At 32.7% G+C, this 18,825-nt stretch carries 19 protein-coding genes; 5 read left to right on the forward strand and 14 right to left on the reverse strand.

Annotation, left to right across the window (positions count from 1 at the left end):
• Positions 1–71 precede the first annotated feature (71 nt).
• The 4 genes from K5R64_RS05025 to dnaX form a co-directional block, all read right to left on the reverse strand.
• Complete coding sequence (locus tag K5R64_RS05025) at positions 72–446, reverse strand: hypothetical protein (protein WP_220761514.1); 375 nt, start codon at positions 444–446, stop codon at positions 72–74.
• Between the two features lie 299 nt (positions 447–745).
• The gene (locus tag K5R64_RS05030; protein WP_220761515.1) at positions 746–1,201 is read right to left on the reverse strand and encodes a hypothetical protein; all 456 of its coding nucleotides are present in this window, start codon (positions 1,199–1,201) and stop codon (positions 746–748) included.
• Positions 1,202–1,483: 282 nt separating this feature from the next.
• Positions 1,484–1,933 carry a DNA polymerase III subunit gamma/tau gene (locus K5R64_RS05035; RefSeq protein WP_255580301.1) on the reverse strand — a complete coding sequence of 150 codons (450 nt, stop codon included), beginning with the start codon at positions 1,931–1,933 and terminating at the stop codon, positions 1,484–1,486.
• 197 nt (positions 1,934–2,130) lie between these two features.
• Positions 2,131–3,216, reverse strand: coding sequence for a DNA polymerase III subunit gamma/tau (gene dnaX / locus K5R64_RS05040; protein ID WP_220761516.1), 1,086 nt, complete (start codon positions 3,214–3,216; stop codon positions 2,131–2,133).
• Between the two features lie 333 nt (positions 3,217–3,549).
• Between dnaX and K5R64_RS05045 the strand changes: the two genes are divergently transcribed.
• Positions 3,550–5,322: a DNA mismatch repair protein gene (locus K5R64_RS05045; protein ID WP_220761517.1), complete on the forward strand. Its 1,773-nt coding sequence runs from the start codon at positions 3,550–3,552 to the stop codon at positions 5,320–5,322.
• Positions 5,323–5,377: 55 nt separating this feature from the next.
• On the opposite strand, the gene K5R64_RS05050 is transcribed toward K5R64_RS05045, so the two are convergent.
• From K5R64_RS05050 to K5R64_RS05075, 6 genes are all read right to left on the reverse strand, one after another.
• Positions 5,378–5,653 (reverse strand): ATP-dependent Clp protease adaptor ClpS, encoded by a 276-nt coding sequence (locus K5R64_RS05050; RefSeq protein WP_220761518.1) that lies wholly within the window; start codon positions 5,651–5,653, stop codon positions 5,378–5,380.
• A gap of 44 nt (positions 5,654–5,697) precedes the next feature.
• Complete coding sequence (gene prmA / locus K5R64_RS05055) at positions 5,698–6,531, reverse strand: 50S ribosomal protein L11 methyltransferase (RefSeq protein ID WP_220761519.1); 834 nt, start codon at positions 6,529–6,531, stop codon at positions 5,698–5,700.
• Positions 6,532–6,640: 109 nt separating this feature from the next.
• On the reverse strand, positions 6,641–7,393 hold the full coding sequence (gene tpiA / locus K5R64_RS05060; RefSeq protein ID WP_220761521.1) for a triose-phosphate isomerase: 753 nt from the start codon (positions 7,391–7,393) through the stop codon (positions 6,641–6,643).
• A 17-nt stretch (positions 7,394–7,410) separates the two neighbouring features.
• Entirely contained in the window at positions 7,411–7,914 is a 504-nt protein-coding gene (locus K5R64_RS05065; protein WP_220761523.1) for a TlpA disulfide reductase family protein, read from the reverse strand.
• Between the two features lie 185 nt (positions 7,915–8,099).
• Positions 8,100–9,200: a BT_3928 family protein gene (locus K5R64_RS05070; protein ID WP_220761525.1), complete on the reverse strand. Its 1,101-nt coding sequence runs from the start codon at positions 9,198–9,200 to the stop codon at positions 8,100–8,102.
• A gap of 12 nt (positions 9,201–9,212) precedes the next feature.
• Positions 9,213–9,755, reverse strand: coding sequence for a DUF1599 domain-containing protein (locus K5R64_RS05075; RefSeq protein WP_220761526.1), 543 nt, complete (start codon positions 9,753–9,755; stop codon positions 9,213–9,215).
• Between the two features lie 225 nt (positions 9,756–9,980).
• On the opposite strand from K5R64_RS05075, the gene folP reads away from it, so the two are divergent.
• Positions 9,981–10,820, forward strand: a complete 840-nt coding sequence (folP, locus tag K5R64_RS05080) for a dihydropteroate synthase (RefSeq protein WP_220761527.1) — start codon at positions 9,981–9,983, stop codon at positions 10,818–10,820.
• A gap of 47 nt (positions 10,821–10,867) precedes the next feature.
• On the opposite strand, the gene K5R64_RS05085 is transcribed toward folP, so the two are convergent.
• The 3 genes from K5R64_RS05085 to K5R64_RS05095 all read right to left on the reverse strand — a co-directional run bounded on the left by K5R64_RS05085 (position 10,868) and on the right by K5R64_RS05095 (position 13,425).
• Positions 10,868–11,305 carry a CHRD domain-containing protein gene (locus K5R64_RS05085; protein ID WP_220761528.1) on the reverse strand — a complete coding sequence of 146 codons (438 nt, stop codon included), beginning with the start codon at positions 11,303–11,305 and terminating at the stop codon, positions 10,868–10,870.
• 165 nt (positions 11,306–11,470) lie between these two features.
• Positions 11,471–11,944 (reverse strand): 23S rRNA (pseudouridine(1915)-N(3))-methyltransferase RlmH, encoded by a 474-nt coding sequence (gene rlmH / locus K5R64_RS05090; RefSeq protein WP_220761529.1) that lies wholly within the window; start codon positions 11,942–11,944, stop codon positions 11,471–11,473.
• A 242-nt stretch (positions 11,945–12,186) separates the two neighbouring features.
• Entirely contained in the window at positions 12,187–13,425 is a 1,239-nt protein-coding gene (locus tag K5R64_RS05095; RefSeq protein ID WP_220761530.1) for an ATP-binding cassette domain-containing protein, read from the reverse strand.
• A gap of 324 nt (positions 13,426–13,749) precedes the next feature.
• Here K5R64_RS05095 and nadC point away from each other — a divergent pair, with 324 nt between their 5' ends.
• Genes nadC through priA form a run of 3 tightly spaced genes read left to right on the forward strand, consistent with a single transcriptional unit; the run spans position 13,750 to position 18,074 of the window.
• On the forward strand, positions 13,750–14,607 hold the full coding sequence (gene nadC / locus K5R64_RS05100; RefSeq protein WP_220761532.1) for a carboxylating nicotinate-nucleotide diphosphorylase: 858 nt from the start codon (positions 13,750–13,752) through the stop codon (positions 14,605–14,607).
• A 30-nt stretch (positions 14,608–14,637) separates the two neighbouring features.
• Positions 14,638–15,567, forward strand: coding sequence for a YihY/virulence factor BrkB family protein (locus K5R64_RS05105; RefSeq protein ID WP_220761533.1), 930 nt, complete (start codon positions 14,638–14,640; stop codon positions 15,565–15,567).
• 53 nt (positions 15,568–15,620) lie between these two features.
• Entirely contained in the window at positions 15,621–18,074 is a 2,454-nt protein-coding gene (gene priA, locus K5R64_RS05110) for a primosomal protein N' (protein WP_220761535.1), read from the forward strand.
• Here priA and K5R64_RS05115 read toward each other — a convergent pair whose 3' ends face one another.
• Complete coding sequence (locus K5R64_RS05115; protein WP_220761537.1) at positions 18,075–18,770, reverse strand: LytTR family DNA-binding domain-containing protein; 696 nt, start codon at positions 18,768–18,770, stop codon at positions 18,075–18,077.
• Positions 18,771–18,825: the final 55 nt, after the last annotated feature.

Consider the following 18,825-nt stretch of genomic DNA (forward strand, 5'->3'; position numbering starts at 1 on the left):
AAAAAAGAGCACCAAAGATGCTCTTTTTTGTTCACTGTGGTAAAACAATTTTTTTGGAAATTACGCTTTTATTAATGTTTGTGTTTTTTATATCCTTTATTTGATTTGTAGTGATGTTTGTGGTTATCAAAGTGACGATACGGTTGATTTCCTCTGTACCCTTTTAAGGCAACTTTGTGACAATTTCTTAAATCATAATGTCTGTAATGTGCAGGTAAGTTTCTTGCGCGTACCCAATTGTTTCCATTTAGATAAATAAATACAGATGCGCGGGTGTCGTAATAAGCATGAACATCAGGAATATAGTAAAAATCAACTGCTGAATACCCTGCCGCTGGAGCCCAAACGGGACGTGCCCCTATATTCACATTTACAGATACTTGTGAATACATTGAACTTGAAACTGTAAACAAAATACCGATAGCTAATAATTTTAATGTTTTCATGATTTCTAAAATTTATTGTGTTATACATTTCTGTTGTATAGGTTCTTATTTAAGTATTTTTCAACAACTATGCCAAAACCTTTTTTACCATTAAATTAGTTTGTTTTTTAGTTTACATTAATTAAGTTAATTATTTTATTTTTAAGTATTTATGTTTTTTTAGATGGTATTTTAATTAACTTATTATTTTTTAAAATAACCATCTATTATGGGAATAATAATGAAAAAAAAAAAGAGCACCAATTGATGCTCTTTTTTACTAACTAACCAAACTAAATTTACACTTATGAAGAGTGCTATTATCTTTTATAATATTTTTTATTTTTACCTTTTTTATAATCATCGTCATCATCATAACGGTTATAACGATCGTAACGATCATAATGATGGTGTTTCTTTTCTACATACACAACACGTTGTGGCCCTCTGTGGTTGTCGTAATATTCATAAGGACGATAACCTCTATAACCACTTAATGCAACTTTATGACAATGATTTAAGTTTACATTTCGGTAGTGCGTAGGTAAATATCTTGATCTAACCCAATTATTCCCATTAAGATACACAAAAACAGAGGCATGTGTGTCATAGTATGCTTGTACTTCGGGTACATAGTAAAAATCGACTGCTGCATAACCTGCAGCTGGAGCCCAAACTGGTCTAGTCCCAATATTTAAACTTACTGATACTTGTGCTTGGATTGCGCTAGTAGCTGCAAACAACATTCCTATCGCTATTACTTTTATTGCTTTCATGATTTCTATTGTTTTAAATTGTTTTTAATTTCATTGTTGAAATGATATTTTCAACAACTGTGCCAAAACATTTAGTTGGGAGTTTAATAAAGTAATGTTGGGGATATTGTTATGGGTTTAATCTACTGTTTTTTAATGTTTTATGAGTTGTATAAAAGTGAAATATTTTTCAATAGATTATTCTGGAGAGATATTATTTTTTTAGAAAAAATAAGAATATATTAAACTCTAAAGTAAGAATAGAAAAAAAAAAGGGGCTTAAATTTAAAAAATGAAGTGAAATTAAATATTTACATCTAGGCCAAACGTATTGCGAAGGAGTTCAATATTAGGATTCAATTCGAGCAAACGATTGTAACGGTCTTGATCGTTGAGACTACGTTTGTTTTCTATGGTTTCATTTACAATGACTTCAATAGTAATATCATGATTGTGCAAATGACCACGTAAATGGCCTAAAAGCCCAATTTTTTCACTTTCAAAATCTAATTTAGAACCTTCATTAGGTAATTCAATTGTTATTTGGGTACCATTCAATTTAGGGTCATTAATTAGTAATAAGGATTCCATAATGCGAGAACCCTTCATGCCAAGTTTTTTAGCATAATTATTCCACTGAATAAGCATTTCTGTTTCAGTGAAGGATTCGGTAGGTAAGACCGTGTGGTCAACAGGTTTTACAAAATTTTTACTGTTTTCTTCTAGTGCTTTTTTTGCGCGGATACTTGCCAATGAAAAGGCTGAAACGCTTGGCCCATCAAAATTAGGGGTTTCTTTTTTTGTTGAAGCTAAATTATTTTCGGGTGCTGTTGCTGAAATTGTGTTGGTATTCGCTTGGACTTCAGCAGTAACTACCGTTTTGTTTGTTTCAGTTGTAGTTGTTTGATCAGCTATAGAATACTCTCTTTTTCTAAAATAGGTTGGAGGAATTATGAAAGACTCAACTTTTTTTTTTCTCCATCAAAAGTGATAGAGGCCAACTGCATTAAGCAAAGTTCCACTAGTAAACGCTGGTTTTGACTCAATTTGTATTTCAAATCACATTCGTTGGCTATTGCGATTCCTTTAAGTAAAAAATCTGCTTCGCATTTTTGGGCTTGTTGTCCATATAATTTTTGTGCTTGCTCCCCGGCTTCCAATAAAGTTAAAGTCGTTGGAGTTTTGGCAACTAATAAGTCTCTAAAATGACTGGCTAAGCCTGAAACAAAATGGTGTGCATCAAATCCTTTGGCTAAAATGCTGTCAAAAGCCATCAATAAATCAGGTATTTTGTTTTCTAAAATCAAATCCGTGATGGTGATGTATGTTTCGTAATCAAGAACATTGAGGTTTTCTGTAACTGCTTGACGAGTCAAATTAGTTCCACAATAAGAAACAACTCGGTCAAAAATGGATAAGGCATCACGCATGGCACCATCAGCTTTTTGAGCAATAATATGCAAAGCGTCATCTTCAAAAGTAATTCCTTGACTGGTTGCAACTTCGGCCAAATGCTCTTTGGCATCCTTAACAGTAATTCTTTTGAAATCAAAAATTTGACAACGAGAAAGTATCGTAGGGATGATTTTGTGTTTTTCGGTAGTCGCCAAAATAAAAATGGCATGTTTAGGAGGCTCTTCTAAAGTTTTAAGAAAAGCATTAAAAGCAGCCGACGATAGCATGTGCACCTCGTCAATGATATACACTTTGTATTTTCCAGTTTGCGGAGGGATTCGTACTTGGTCAATCAAGTTTCGAATATCGTCCACAGAGTTGTTGGAAGCGGCATCTAATTCGAAAACATTAAAAGAGAAATCTTCATTCAAATCATCATAGCCAGGTTGGTTTATTTTTCGAGCTAAAATACGTGCGCAAGTTGTTTTTCCGACACCTCTAGGTCCCGTAAATAATAAGGCCGATGCTAAATGATTGTTATCTATCGCATTTAATAATGTATTGGTAATGGCTTTTTGTCCTACTACATCTTTAAATGTTTGAGGACGGTATTTTCTAGCCGATACGATAAATTGCTCCATAGATTTTGTGTATTCGAAAGCAAATATAGGATTTGAATAACCAAAAAACAAGTCGAAAATTTTAATTCCAATATTAATCTTTAGTTTCGATAGTCAGGGTTAAATCAAAAGTTGAAAAACAACAAAAATCATGCAGATTTTTAAATTCAAAATCAATATTGGTAGTTTTTTTTGATGAAATAATTTATACTATTTTTCTTTCAGAGTTTTCATTAGTGAGATTTTTTTGTGAATTAATACTTGGTTCAATAAGTCTGGAATTTCTTAAATGTTTTACAAAGAATTCATTTGGCATCACTGAAATGTTATATTTGTTTTTTATTCAAATTAGTCATGAAAATCTATCATTCAAAAAAGGAAGCAGTAAGCAACGAATTAAAAGCATTAAACAAAAGATACAATTCCGTAAGTATGTTTCGTTTAGTATTTATTCTATTGGTAGTGCTTTCGATTTATAAGTACATTCAAAATAATGAGTTGGTTTTTGCAGGTAGTGCATTTGCTTTTTTCATTGGTTTTGTGATTTTGATGCGTATGCATTCTAAATTGCTTTTTGAGAAAAAAATTAAAGAGGCGCTTTTTCAAATTAATTCAGATGAAATTGATTTTTTAGAAAAAAACAAACTTCCGTTTGAAAGCGGGCTTGAATATATCGATTTTCATCATCCGTATGCGTATGATTTGGATATTTTCGGTGAACATTCTTTGTTTCAAAATTTGAATCGTTCAGCCACTTTTGTTGGAAAAAAAACAGTAGCCCAAAAATTATTGAATACATCACCTCTAGAAGAGATTATCAAAAATCAAGAAGCTATACAAGAATTAACACCAATGGTGGATTGGCGTCAAGAATTTTATGCTTTTGCCAAAATCACTAATGATACAGCATCATCCTATAACGCTTTGTTGCAATGGACTACATTCAATAGTAATGCTTTACCTAAGTGGGCAGTGGCATTTTCTTATGGGAGTCCGTTGGTATTTATAAGTGTGTTGTTTGGGTATTGGACAACTTCGAATCTTTTGTTTTTAAATATTTTGTCGTATTTGTTTGTACTGAATTTGATTGTTTTGGGTGTTTTTTTAAAACGAATTAAATTTGAAATTGCCAATTCGGATGACATTGACAAAGTGATTGGTCATTATGGATTGTTGTTAGAAAAAATCGAGAAAACATCCTTTACGTCTTCCAAATTAATTGATTTGCAAACAAAATTACGATTTGAGTCTTCAACAGCCAGTGTGCATCTAAAGGCATTATCAGCTTTGTTTTCTAAAAATGACACGATTGCTAATTTGGTTACCGCAGTATTGTTTAATGGTACTTTTTTGTTTAATATCCATGTTTTAAAACATTTGATTCAATGGAAAAAAGCACATGCATTTGCGGTCAAAAAATGGTTGGATGTGATAGGTGAAGTTGAATTTTTGAATAGTATGGCAAATTTCGCATTCAATAACCCGGATTTTGTATATCCTCAATTAAATACAGATTCCAAAATAGATTTTGAAAACCTGGGTCATCCTTTACTTCCTGTAAAATCTAGAATAGGGAATAATGTTGCTTTTTATCCTGAATCCTTTATGATATTGACAGGGTCTAATATGTCTGGGAAAAGTACTTTTTTACGGTCTTTGGGTATAAATATGGTTTTGGCAGGAACAGGTGCGGTGGTTTGCGCTACAAGAGCACATGTTCATCCCTTACCTATATTGGTATCGATGCGTTTGTCGGATTCATTATCAGACAGTGAGTCGTATTTTTATGCCGAAATCAAGCGTTTAAAACTTATTATGGATGCACTCGAAAAAAGACCTGCTTTTGTACTATTAGATGAGATTTTGAGAGGTACCAACTCCGATGATAAGCGCAATGGTACGATTGAGGTGGTTCAAAAAATGATTGCCAACAATGCAGTTGGTGCGATTGCAACACACGATATAGAGGTGTGTTTAACAACTGCAAAATATCCGGATAAATTAATCAATAAATGTTTTGAAGTTGCAATTGTCAATAATGACCTTCATTTTGATTACAAATTGAGAGATGGAGTTTGTCAAAATAAGAGCGCTTCTTTCTTAATGAAAAAAATGGGTGTCATCTAAAATAAAAAAGCATTTTCAATTTCTTGAAAATGCTTTTTTATAACGAAAGTGTAGTCTAAATAATTTCAGCACTGATGCCTGCATCAAGTAATTGCAAGCATTGTGGTTTAAGTTTGTCTAAAGGACCTGTTTTTACTGTGCATTTTCCATTGTAATGTACAATAAGCGAACATTGTTCAGCTTGTTCAGGGGTATGATCACATACCCTGATTAAGGTGTCAATTACATGATCAAACGTATTCACGTCATCATTATATACTACAATTTCATTATGTAAAGAAAGTACTTCCTTTAGACTAACACGTTCTCTTATTTTTTCTTTAGTACTCATTTGTTATTTTTTTAGGTACTTATTAATTAATAAAAAAGGTAACTCTAATTTACGTATTTTAATGATACCCAGTTATTTCTTTCGAATTTTTTAACATAAGTTAATCCGTTTTCGACGCAAGAGGCATCAATAAACGGAATGTCTTCGTTGTAAAAACCGCTTAATAGTAGGATTCCTTTTGGGTTCAAACAAGCAACATAGGTTTGCATGTCGTTCAACAAAATATTTCGATTGATATTAGCAATAATTAAATCGTATTTTTTACCATTTAATAAGGCTGCATCACCTTCGTAAACGGAAATGCGTTTGCAGTTGTTACGTTCGGCATTCTCGATTGAGTTCAAATAGCACCAGTTGTCAATATCAATAGCATCGATAGGTTGAGCGCCTTTCATTTCAGCTAATATAGCTAATATTGCGGTACCACATCCCATGTCTAATGTTTTTAATCCCTCAACATTCATTTCTAATAAATGTTGGATCATCATGTGAGTGGTTTCGTGATGACCAGTTCCAAAACTCATTTTTGGTTCAATGACAATATCAAATTCAGCATCTGTTTTTGGATGAAAAGGTGCTCGAACATGGCATTTCCCATCAACATCAATAGGTTCAAAATTCTTTTCCCACTCTTCGTTCCAGTTTACTTGTTCAATTTCTTCATAAGTATAGTCAATTTTGAACGCTTCCGATTGTAAAATTTGGATATCATTCAAAATCATTTCGTCCCACAAGTCTTTTTGCACAAAGGCAGAAATTCCTGTTTCTGTTTCTGTAAAACTTTCAAAAGCCGTTTCACCTAATTCAGCAATTAAAATTTCAGAACCTAATTCTTTTGGTTCAATGGTAAAATGGTATCCTATATAAATATTTGACATTTTTTATTTTTTTGCAAAGGTAGTATTTCTCTATTTTGAAATATCATAAATATAAAAAAAGCGGTAAAATTTACTTTACCGCTTGAAGCAATTTGGTTTTATCTTATATTTAGATAGCATTTACAATAGCTAAGAAGTCATCTGCTTTTAAAGCAGCCCCTCCAATAAGACCACCATCAACATCTGGTTTTGAGAAAATCTCCACTGCGTTGTCCGGTTTTACACTTCCACCATAAAGGATAGTTACTTCATCAGCAATTTCAGCTCCATAAGATTTACGAATAGTTTCTCTAATAAATTCGTGCATTTCTTGTGCTTGCTCAGGAGAAGCTGTTTCGCCTGTACCAATAGCCCAAACAGGCTCGTATGCTAAAACAATTTTTGACCAAGATGCTTTTTCGATTTGAAATAAACCATCACGTAATTGATTCTCTACTACGTTGAAGTGTTGTTTGTTTTGACGGTCTTTCAATTCTTCTCCAAAACAAAAAATTACTGTCATATCGTGTTTTAAAGCTGTATTTACTTTATCGGCAATTAGTGCGTCGCTTTCGTGAAAAATAGCTCTACGCTCTGAATGTCCTAAAATTACAGTTTGTACACCTACACTAGTTAACATGTCAGCTGTGATTTCTCCTGTGAATGCTCCACCTTCTGCTTGGTGTACATTTTGAGCGGCTACAGTTATAGGTGTGCCTTTTAATTGGTTTACTGCTGCTGCTAAGTTTACGAATGTAGGAGCAACAATCACTTGTGCAGTTGTTGTTGCAGGTAATTTTGCAGTTAATTCATTTAATAATTCGGCAGTTTGAGCTGCGTTTTTGTGCATTTTCCAGTTTCCAGCTACAATTTTCTTTCTCATTTTTTTGATTTGTTTTTTTATTTTAGTTCAGTAATGGTTTGGTTTATTTTTTCAAAATCGGTTTCTATAGCACGATACAAAGCTATTTTTCCTGTCTTATCTACAATGATGTAACGAGGTATCCAGTCGAGGTCTATGGCTTTTGCGAATTTACCTTTCATTTGATCGTTGGCCATATAGTGGTTTCCGTTCAATTGGTGCTTTTCAATTCCGTTAATCCATGCTTCTTTGGATTTGTCCATTGAGATAAATACGTAATTTATTTCAGGATGCGTTTTTTGTAATTCTTTTAGTTTTGGCATCGCTTTTATACAATCGCTACACCATGAGGCCCAAATTTCGATGAGTGTAATTTGTCCTTTATTTTCCTTTAAAATCTGTTCAAATGCAACTTGATTTCCTTCTCGATGCAGTAAGGTTTCCTTTAATGCCTGTTTAGAGAAATTCGTTTTTTCTTTATAAGCATTGGAACAAGCTATAAAGATTAAAAAACAAGATAAAAGAGTGGTTGTTTTTTGCAAGGTTTTAAATTTTTGCTAAAATAATTAATGTAGCAATAACGCCCTATTAAATGTTTATTAAATTTGATTTTTAAGGCAATTTTTTAAGTAATACCAATAATTATCTATTGTTTTGATTATGAAAACGTAATAGTTGAACCTATTATTGAATAGATTTCAAAATCAAGGTTGAATTGCTTATAAAACTATAATCTTAAATCTGCGCTATCATTATAATGGACTTTTTGTACAATCGTGCCTTGGTTAAGAATCATAAGACTTGGATTGGCTCTTTCGATGGTTTTCAAAGTGGTTGCATCACAAAAATAAAAATCAAAGTCGAAAGCATATTTTTGTTGAGTAGTAGTAATTTGTTCAGGAGTTGAGGCTGTCATGCCAATAACTTTATAGCCTTTTTGCTTAGCCACTTTAGTTATTGAAGTCAATTTTTTTAAACCATCAACAGAAGCATTAGGCAAATCATAGGCGATAAAAACCAATAATTTAGCCTCTTGTAACAATTCATCTTTGTAATCGGTTCCCTCTTTTTCCATTGTAAAATCATGAATAGGAGGGACGTAGCCTTCGCTGATAATTTTGTCTTTTCGGTCAACAAAAGTAGCTCCTTCAGGGAGGTTCATTAAGTCATTTTCGGTGAATTCTTTGTTTTGACCATTGACATTGTAAATAAAAATCATTTCGACTACTGATTTAGGAGCGCCTTCAGGGATTTCCATTCCCTTTTGAATATTGGTTCCCACTTTATAAGGTCGGAAATCAATAAGAGGCAGATGATTTAATACCCAATATCCCATAAATGCAGCAGCAAGAAAACTACCAAATGCTAAAACTGATTGCGTTTTGGGACCGAATAATGGTTTTATAAGTTTAGAATTGAAGGCTAAAATCAATATGAAAATTAGAAGAACAATATCTTTAGTAAAAGATTCCCAGGGTGTTAGGTGTAATGCGTCTCCAAAACATCCACAATCTTTTACCACATCATAATAAGCAGAATAGAAAGTTAAGAATGAAAATTTGATAATCATTACTAACAAAATTCTAATGGTCCATTTAGTTTGATAACCAAGGAGTAAAAACACGCCCAAGACAACTTCAAGGATAACAATAAATAATGCTATGCTTAGTGCGTAGGGTGTAAAAAAAGGCATATTGAAAACAGGCTCACTAAAATATTCAGCTAGTTTATAAGAGAAACCTAGAGGGTCATTGAGTTTTATTAAACCTGAAATTATAAATAAAATTCCAACAAATAATCTAGAGAATTGTGTAAGTATGTTCTTCATGTTCGGAGTAAATTATTTTTTAAATCCCATTAATATTAATGCAAAAACCGCATAATTTATCATGTCTTGGTAGTTGGCATCAATTCCTTCTGAAACCAATGTTTTGCCTTTATTGTCTTCAATTTGTTTTACCCTAAGAAGTTTTTGTAAAATTAAATCAGTCAGCGAGCTAACGCGCATATCACGCCAAGCTTCTCCATAATCATGATTTTTAGCCTCCATTAATTCTTTGGTAAGTAAGGCTTTAGCATCATATAATTCAGTCGCTTTTTCAAGATTCAAATCAGGTTGATCAACTACGCCCAATTCTAATTGAATTAATGCCATAATGGAATAATTGATAATACCTATAAACTCACCAGTTTCATCTTCGTTGATTTTACGCACTTCATTTTCTTGTAAACTACGAATACGTTGTGCTTTTATAAAAATTTGATCAGTTAATGAGGGTAGTCTTAAAATCCGCCAGGCACTTCCGTAATCCTTCATTTTTTTGGTAAACAATTCGCGGCAAATTGCCATAACGTGATCATATTCTTGAGAAGTATTCTTCATTATTGATGTATATTTGTCACAAAAATAACTTTTTTTTTGAATTGAAAGAGGGAGAAACAGACGAAAAGGGGGAAAGATGTGTATTCCACGAATTCTAACAAATTATAAGGGATATAAATTTGATTTACGTTGCTTGTCTTATTTTAAGAAGGTTAATGAAATTTAATAAGACTTACTTATTCGTCTAAATTTGTAAAATTCGTGTAAAAAATCAATAGCAAAACCATGACAATAAACTGCAAAGGACAATTAGTCGATTTAGAAATGCCAAGGGTGATGGGGATTTTAAATGTTACTCCTAATTCGTTTTTTGATGGAGGGAAATACAAGAATGAATCAGAAATACTTTCTCAAGTCGAAAAAATGTTGAAAGACGGAGCAACTTTTATTGATGTGGGTGCGTATTCAAGCAAGCCTAACGCTGAATTTGTTTCAGAGGCAGAAGAAATCAACCGACTTATTCCCGTAATAAAACTGATTTTGCAAAAATTCCCAGATACCTTAGTTTCAGTGGATACTTTTAGAAGCGAAGTAGCAGCAATAGCCATCGAAAATGGAGCAGCATTAATTAATGATATTTCAGCTGGAAAACTTGATGATAAGATGCTAGAAACAATTGCAAAGTATCAGGTTCCTTATATCATGATGCACATGCGAGGTACACCTCAAACAATGTCATCATTGACAAGTTATGAAGATTTACTTAAGGAAATTTTGTTTTATTTTTCCGAGCGTATTCATCAAGCGCGGAGTCTTGGAATCAATGATTTAGTGGTTGATCCTGGTTTTGGTTTTGCTAAAACGGTAGAGCAAAATTATGAGTTGCTTCAAAAAATTGATTTATTTGAAATTTTGGATTTGCCTTTGTTGGTAGGTATTTCTCGAAAATCAATGATTTATAAAGTTCTGAAAAACAAACCCGAAGAAGCCCTGAATGGAACAACAGTTTTAAATACAATTGCATTGTCTAAAGGTGCAAAAATACTTCGTGTGCACGATGTGAAAGAAGCAGTTGAAACTATTCTACTTTGTAATAAAGTAGTAGCAAGTAATTTTTCGGTATAATTTAATAGTATTCTATAATAGAAAAGAGGCTCAATGGCCTCTTTTTATTATTGCATGATTAATTGTCCTCGGATTTCACCAGCACTATACGCGGAACTATGTAAATTCACATAATAGAGATTTGCTTTTAAATCTGCTTCTTGTTCTGTGGTTAAAGCAATACTTGTATAGTAGATGGGGGAAACAAAAGTGCTAAAACCAAATACTGGAGCTCCGCTAACTCCTACCGCACCTTTATGAATGTGTGCATTAGTAACTGTTAAACCAGTATAGGTTACAGTGATAGTGAAAATCTTAGTGGTATTGTCAAAAACCAATGTAGCTGTACCAGTTGCGGTTGAAGTGTTTGAAGGGACTTCGCTACTTCCGTTTAAAACTGCTTTGAATGTAATCTTGTTATTGTCGGTTGTATCATCATCTTTATCACAGGATGAAAAACAAACCAGTACAATTAAAACAAAAATCATCTTTGAAATACGTTTCATAAAAGTTCATTTTTGAGGTTAGTAAATAATTGTTTAAAACATTAAATCCTGAAGAAAAATGGATACTATAAATGTAACGAAAAAATAGCAAAGAATGACTTTTTTTTGATGTAAAATATTGATTAATACTATTTTAAGTTTTTTTTAGAAAGAAGGTATTTTGTTTTATTGATGGTGATAGGGTTCATTTCTTAAAATGGTAAAACCTCGATACACTTGTTCAATAAAAAACAATCGAACCATTTGGTGTGAAAAGGTCATTTGTGAGAGCGAAATTTTACTTTTGGCTTTGGAATATACAGCATCTGAAAATCCGTAGGGACCTCCAATTACAAAAACCAATGTTTTGATTCCTGAATTCATTTTCTTTTGTAATTCTTGAGCAAATCCTAAACTAGAAAAATTTTTGCCATTTTCATCCAAAAGTACCAATTGGTCAGTAGCACCTATTTTTGATAAAATTAATTCTCCTTCTTTTTCTTTCTGTTGGCTTTCGGATAAGTTTTTGACGTTTTTAATATCAGGTATAATTTCTAAATCAAATTTGATGTAAAACGATAACCTCTTCGTATAGTCATCTATTAACGTTTGTAGTGCTTTATTATCGGTTTTGCCAATGGCAATGAGTTTGATATTCATAGTTAAGGTTTCAAAAAAACAAAGATAGGAAACTTGAGCAAATATGAATTAAGCGCAAGAGTGCTACGTTATTTTGATTGTTCGAATGGGTGTTCACTTAAACTGCAAAGTATGCTAATGTTCATTATCAATAGTTTTAGTAAACACTAGATGTTAAATTTACTTAATTTGTTCATTTTTAAAACTTTTGCTTTCCCTTACGTAAGTCTTAGTATACTTCGTGTTAAAATTGTCTTTAGCTGTTAATCTAAAGTTCGTATTTGACCAATTGAACCCGTTATATTTGGTATTAATTCAAAAATAGCATTGGGTTTCAAAAGTTTTTCAATCCTGTGAGAAACAAAAATGATGGTGATGTTTGTTTTTTTTGATAGCTCTGAGATGAGTTGAGTGACTAAGGCTACATTTTCATCGTCTAACCCTTCTGTGGGTTCATCTAATATTAATAAAGGTGGGTGTTTAAGCACGGCTCTAATAATCATAATGACGCGTTGTTGTCCTGTGGAAAGACGCACAAAGGGAGTTTTTCTTAAATGATTCATATCTATGAAGTCCAACCATTCGTTCATCGCTTTGATTTGTAAACTACTAGGAAGTTTATAAAGGCCTATAGAATCAAAAAAACCTGAAAGAATCATTTGTTCCACAGTGTGTTTTTTTTCAAATAAATCAATCATGGCTGTCGAAAACTGTCCAATGTTTTTTTTGATATCCCAAATACTTTCGCCACTACCTTTCTTTTTTCCAAACAAATATAATTCTTGGCCATAACCTTTAGGGTTGTCTCCGGTTATTAATGATAAAATAGTGCTTTTCCCTGAGCCATTTGGACCTATGAGTTGCCAGAATTCCCCTTTTTTGATAGTCCAATTAATATTGTTTAAGACAGGTGAGCCGTTGTAATTAACACTCAAATCTTTCATTTGAATTAAAACGGGCTCCAAATACTCAACATAATCTATTGTTTTGGGGATGTTTTTTAGAGCGAAAGCTTCTATTTCAGGTGCTTTCGTTAAGGGGTTAAGTTGAAAAGAATTATCATTTATTTCTCTCTTATTTTGTATAAATGGCAATAGGTCACTATGACGATTTACGAGTTGAATTAAAACAATATCGTGAGCTAAAATTTCGAGTTGGTGCTGTAACTCATGGCGAGAATTTTGGTCCAAATGGTCAAGCGGATTATCCAAAATAATGAAATCAGGGTGTTGTTTGATACAATATTTTAAAAATTCTTTTTTACGTTCTCCAGATGAAAAAGTTCGCAATTGCCGATTAGTTTCGGGAGCGGCTTCAATGGATTCGTATTGAAATTCTCTTTCAATAAATTTTTCAATGGCTACATCGGAGAATAATATTCCTTTTTTTGTATTAAAATTGGCAAGTGCTCCTTCAGATGTTCCAGATAGAAGTTGGTTGATAAAATCATTTTTAGCGACATGGTTGTGTAAAAGGATATCCCAATGTAGGTGTTGTTGCATGATAAAAATTTAAATTGAAATTCATTTTCAAAGATAGAAATAGTTTTGAAATAGCACCATCCTTACTAAGATATGAATGAAGTTTAACTGATAACCTTTAAGTAGATGTGGTCTGTGTTTTAGTTTGTGTTTTGTTGTTTTTTAGTTTGTTATAATTATTTTTTCAAGTTTTTTTTGTGTAATCAATTAAAAAAACAATGTGATTTAACATGTGAATATAGAAACAATATAGATTTAGGAACGATAAAAAGAGTAGCCCGATTTGTCATTTTCTAATCCATAAAAATATTCTAATTTAGCAGATATAAATTTTAGACTACAATAATGATATCAGAAACTCAATTTCAAGCCGAATTACAATTGTTAATTGCTAATGCCATTCGTGAAGATGTAGGTGATGGAGATCATAGTTCTTTGGCTTGTATTCCAGCTGATGCCCAAGGAAAGGCAAAACTTTTAGTAAAAGATGAAGGAATTATTGCTGGCGTAGCGTTCGCTAAAATGATTTTTGAATATGTGGACGCCAATTTGGAAGTAGAAACGTTTATTGAAGATGGAGCAAAGGTGCGTTTTGGCGATGTAGTTTTTCATGTTACGGGGAGTTCGCAATCGATTTTAAAAGCGGAACGTTTGGTTTTAAATTCGATGCAAAGAATGTCGGCTATTGCAACCAAAACAAATCAATATGTGCAATTGTTAGAAGGAACAAATACAAAGATATTAGATACTCGTAAAACAACGCCTAGTTTTAGAGTGGCCGAAAAATGGGCTGTTAAAATTGGTGGTGGAGAAAATCACCGTTTTGCTTTGTACGATATGGTTATGTTGAAAGACAATCATATTGATTTTGCAGGAGGAATATCCTTGGCAATTGCCAAAACAAAAGAGTATCTTCAAGCGAATAACCTGGATTTGAAAATAATTGTGGAAGCAAGGGATTTGAATGAAGTAAAAGAGATTATTGCAAGTGGGGGTGTGTTCCGAATTTTGTTAGATAATTTTGATTACGAAATGACAAAAGAGGCAGTAGCTTTGATTGGAAACCAATGTTTGACAGAATCTTCGGGGAATATCAATGAAGAAACTATTAGGAAATATGCTGAATGTGGCGTAAATTACATCTCTTCGGGAGCTTTAACCCATTCTATTTACAATATGGATTTAAGTTTGAAAGCATTTTAATAGAAATTCAGGTAATAAATCACCAATTGAATGTCAGCAGAAATTGAAGAAATAATCAATCGGGTTCCTTTACTTGGAAAAGTAGCAAGGGGATTAAAAAAAGTAAAACTTCCAAGGCTGGAAGGGCTTACTTTGTATGATTTATTAGAGTTATATGGTCTGGGGTTGACTGAGGGAGCATTTTCAAACCGTGCTGGTTCGATTGCATTTAGTTTTTTTATGGCTTTATTCCCTTTTGCTTTGTTTATTTTAAACCTTATTCCATATATTCCAATTGAGGGATTTCAACAAGATTTTTTAGAGTTTGTAGCGGACGGAGTGCCACCCAATACTTATTCTGCTATCGAAAACATTATTGATGATATCTTGAATAATAGTCATTCGGGTTTGTTGTCAACGGGTTTTTTTCTGTCTATTTTTTTGATGGCCAATGGATTGAATGCCATATTGGGTGGTTTTGAAAAATCATCACATGTGTTGGTCAAGAGAGGCTTTTTTCAGCAATATTTGGTAGCCTTAGGAATGTCCTTGTTTTTGTCTTTTTTATTGATTTTGACCGTGGCTATTATCGTTGTTTTTGAAGTTGTAATACAACTTAAGGCGATTCAGGATGTACTTAGTGATAGTATTCCTTTTATCATTATGGGACGCTATGCTTTTTTGATATTGATGATTTTAATTACCACTTCGATACTTTTTAAATTTGGAACCAAACATAATTACAAAGGCGCCTTTATATCGGTAGCTTCAGTATTTACTACTATATTAACCATTGTTATCTCCTACGTTTTTGGGATATGGGTGGTGCATTTTTCTAAATACAATGAATTATATGGCTCAATAGGAACATTATTAATAGTGATGTTTTACATTTGGATAAATTGTATGGTATTATTGCTAGGGTTCGAATTGAATGCCACCATAAATAAATTAAAAAGAGATAATGCAAAAGAAACTTAAGAACATTAATTTCGTAAGTTATTTTTGTACTCTTAACCTATAAAATTTTCTAGATGCCTTTTTTTGTTGAAGTTATAATGCCGCTTTCGTTAGCTAAAACATTTACCTATAGTGTTTCGGAAACGGAATATCAGTATATAAAAAAAGGAATGCGATTAGCTGTTCCCTTTGGAAAAAATAAAATTTATACCGCTCTAGTTATAGCATTACATCAAAATCAACCCCATTTATACGAAGCTAAAGAAATTCATCAGATTTTAGACGATAAACCTCTAGTTACTGATTTTCAAATTGCACATTGGCAATGGATTTCAACTTATTATATGTGTGCCATTGGGGATGTGTATCGAGCGGCAATGCCTTCGGCTTTTTTGTTAGAAAGTGAAACTCAAGTTCTTCAAAAACAAGGCGTTTTTATAGATGATAGTCTTTTGACCGACGAAGAATATTTAGTGTATCAAGCTTTACAGTTACAATCTTCTCTTAAAATACAAGAAATCAGTTCGATATTAAATAAAAAAACTGTTTTCCCAATTATTCAAAAAATGATTGATAAAAACATCATCATGATTGAAGAAGAGCTCCAAGAAAGTTACAAACCTAAATTGGTTCGTTATATCCGTTTGCATTCCAAATACAATTCAGATGAGGGGTTAGGAATCCTATTGGAATTGTTGAAAAATGCCACAAAACAAAAAGAAATAGTATTGACTTATTTTCAGCTCAGTGCCCTTGAAAAAAAGCCAATCGCCGTAAAAAAATTAATTGAAGCTGCTAAAACTACTTCGGCCATTCTTAAAGCCTTGATTGAAAAAGAAGTTTTTGAAGCGTATTATGTTCAAGAGGATAGAATACAATTTATAGGACAATCTTCAGAGGAATTTATTGTTTTGAGTGAAGCACAACAAAAGGCATTTCAAGAAGTAGAAGATAACTTTGATTCAAAAGATGTTTGTTTATTACATGGAGTAACTTCAAGCGGAAAAACGGAAATCTATATTAAATTAATTGAAAAACACCTTTCAATTGGTCAACAAGTGTTGTATTTACTTCCCGAGATAGCATTGAGTACCCAACAGGTTACAAGGCTGAGAGAGTATTTTGGAAACAAAGTCGCTGTTTTTAATTCAAAATACAACAATAATGAGCGGGTAGAGGTTTGGAATCAGGTATTGCATCAAGCGGAAAATGCACAAATTGTAATAGGTTCTCGTTCTTCGTTGTTTTTGCCTTTTCAAAATCTAGGTTTGATTATTGTGGATGAGGAACATGAGCAAACTTTCAAGCAAATGGATCCTGCGCCAAGATACCACGCTCGCGATGCTGCAATTGTATTAGCAAATCTATGTCAAGCGAAAGTTTTGTTGGGTTCGGCTACGCCAAGTCTTGAAACTTATTATAATACACAATCAGGTAAATATGGATTGGTGACACTCAAAGAACGGTACGGTAAGGTAAAAATGCCTGAAATTGAATTGGTGGATTTAAAAGATAAATACTTTCGCAAAAGGATGTCGGGGCATTTTAGTGATTTACTTATCGAGCGAATTGCCCATGCCGTGGCTTTAGGAGAGCAAGTCATTTTGTTTCAAAATAGAAGAGGTTATTCTCCATTATTAGAGTGTATGACTTGTGGCCATATTCCGCAATGTCAACAATGCGACGTGAGTTTGACTTATCATAAACATAAAAAACAATTGCGTTGCAATTATTGTGGTTATTCGATTGCAAAACCTAGCAATTGCCATAACTGTTCAAGTATTGATTTAACGACCAAAGGTTTTGGCACAGAACAGATTCAACAGGAGCTGTTGCACCTTTTTCCCAATCATAATATAGGTCGTATGGATCAAGATACAACTCGTGGGAAGTTTGGTTTTGAAAAAATTTTAGATAGTTTCAAAAACAAAGAAATAGATATTCTGGTAGGAACCCAAATGCTAGCCAAAGGTTTGGATTTTGATAATGTGAGTTTGGTGGGGATAATGAATGCAGATAATATGTTGTATCATCCTGATTTTAGAGCTTTTGAAAGAAGTTTTCAAATGATGACTCAGGTGGCTGGTAGAGCAGGTAGGACATTGAAGCAAGGGAAAGTAGTCATTCAAACCTACAATCCTAATCATAATACTATTCAACAAGTCACAAGGAACGATTATAATGGGATGTACAAAGAACAACTGTACGACAGAAAAATTTATTATTATCCGCCTTATTTTAGATTGATAAAATTGACTTTAAAACAAAGAGATTACAATAAATTAAATGAAGGAGCAATGTGGTTGTATAATGTGCTGGTGCAAAATCTTAAGCTTCCCGTTCTAGGTCCAGAAGAGCCTGCTATCAATCGCATTCGAAATGAATACATTCGCACAATAATGATTAAAATTCCACAAGAAGCTTCTCTTAATGGCACAAAAAAAACTATTCAAAAGATTTTGAATAGTTTTGATTCGGTACCTCAATATAAAGCAATTAAGGCAATAGTAAATGTTGATTTTTATTGATTATTCAATAGAGAGCGCTCTTACGAGGTCTTCTTTTTTATTTCTGCTTAACGGAATTTTTGTTGGTCCAATTTCTGCAAATTTACTATTGAAACGTTCTACTTTGTCAATGTTTATAATGTAGGATTTATGAACTCTAACAAAACGGTTTCCTGGTAAATCAGCTTCAAAGGCTTTCATAGTTGAAAGAACAAGATTGCTATCATCCTCCGTTACCACCCGTACATAATCACCAAAAGCTTCAATCCATTTAATTTTAGAAGTGTACACTTTTAATTTTTTGAGATTGCTTTTGATAAAAATATGTTCGCCATCATCATCTTTATTATCGTGTTTGTATAGGTATTGGTCAACCGCTCTTTTTACTGAAGCATTAAAACGATCAAGTGCAATAGGTTTTTGCAAATAATCGGTAGCATCGTAATCAAATGCCTTCATGGCATATTCTGCTTTTGACGTAACGAAAATAATTTGAGGTTTGGTTTTTAAACCATCTAAGAAATCAAAACCGCTAATAACGGGCATTTCTATATCTAGGAAGATCAAGTCCACATTATGTATAGACATACAGCTTTTGGCCTCTATAGCATTAGAAAAATCACCTACTAAGTGTAAGTTAGGGTGATTATTAACTAACTTTGCTATAATCATCCGCTGTATGGAGCTATCGTCAACAACTACACAATTTAGTTTCATAATTATTTTTTTTAAAGATTTGGTTCGGTAAAAATAAGATGTTTTTTCATATAAA

This window comes from Flavobacterium sp. UMI-01 (genome assembly GCF_019656315.1).
In the GTDB taxonomy this organism is placed as follows: Bacteria; Bacteroidota; Bacteroidia; order Flavobacteriales; family Flavobacteriaceae; genus Flavobacterium.

What these genes read in the sequence shown, in the direction of transcription:
- K5R64_RS05070 (WP_220761525.1), bottom strand. Translation starts at nt 9,200, where the DNA reads ATGAAGAACATACTTACACAATTCTCTAGATTATTTGTTGGAATTTTA.
- K5R64_RS05085 (WP_220761528.1), bottom strand. Translation starts at nt 11,305, where the DNA reads ATGAAACGTATTTCAAAGATGATTTTTGTTTTAATTGTACTGGTTTGT.
- dnaX (WP_220761516.1), bottom strand. Translation starts at nt 3,216, where the DNA reads ATGGAGCAATTTATCGTATCGGCTAGAAAATACCGTCCTCAAACATTT.
- tpiA (WP_220761521.1), bottom strand. Translation starts at nt 7,393, where the DNA reads ATGAGAAAGAAAATTGTAGCTGGAAACTGGAAAATGCACAAAAACGCA.
- K5R64_RS05105 (WP_220761533.1), top strand. Translation starts at nt 14,638, where the DNA reads ATGTCAGCAGAAATTGAAGAAATAATCAATCGGGTTCCTTTACTTGGA.
- priA (WP_220761535.1), top strand. Translation starts at nt 15,621, where the DNA reads ATGCCTTTTTTTGTTGAAGTTATAATGCCGCTTTCGTTAGCTAAAACA.
- K5R64_RS05025 (WP_220761514.1), bottom strand. Translation starts at nt 446, where the DNA reads ATGAAAACATTAAAATTATTAGCTATCGGTATTTTGTTTACAGTTTCA.
- K5R64_RS05115 (WP_220761537.1), bottom strand. Translation starts at nt 18,770, where the DNA reads ATGAAACTAAATTGTGTAGTTGTTGACGATAGCTCCATACAGCGGATG.
- folP (WP_220761527.1), top strand. Translation starts at nt 9,981, where the DNA reads ATGACAATAAACTGCAAAGGACAATTAGTCGATTTAGAAATGCCAAGG.
- nadC (WP_220761532.1), top strand. Translation starts at nt 13,750, where the DNA reads ATGATATCAGAAACTCAATTTCAAGCCGAATTACAATTGTTAATTGCT.
- K5R64_RS05050 (WP_220761518.1), bottom strand. Translation starts at nt 5,653, where the DNA reads ATGAGTACTAAAGAAAAAATAAGAGAACGTGTTAGTCTAAAGGAAGTA.
- rlmH (WP_220761529.1), bottom strand. Translation starts at nt 11,944, where the DNA reads ATGAATATCAAACTCATTGCCATTGGCAAAACCGATAATAAAGCACTA.
- K5R64_RS05030 (WP_220761515.1), bottom strand. Translation starts at nt 1,201, where the DNA reads ATGAAAGCAATAAAAGTAATAGCGATAGGAATGTTGTTTGCAGCTACT.
- prmA (WP_220761519.1), bottom strand. Translation starts at nt 6,531, where the DNA reads ATGTCAAATATTTATATAGGATACCATTTTACCATTGAACCAAAAGAA.
- K5R64_RS05045 (WP_220761517.1), top strand. Translation starts at nt 3,550, where the DNA reads ATGAAAATCTATCATTCAAAAAAGGAAGCAGTAAGCAACGAATTAAAA.
- K5R64_RS05075 (WP_220761526.1), bottom strand. Translation starts at nt 9,755, where the DNA reads ATGAAGAATACTTCTCAAGAATATGATCACGTTATGGCAATTTGCCGC.
- K5R64_RS05095 (WP_220761530.1), bottom strand. Translation starts at nt 13,425, where the DNA reads ATGCAACAACACCTACATTGGGATATCCTTTTACACAACCATGTCGCT.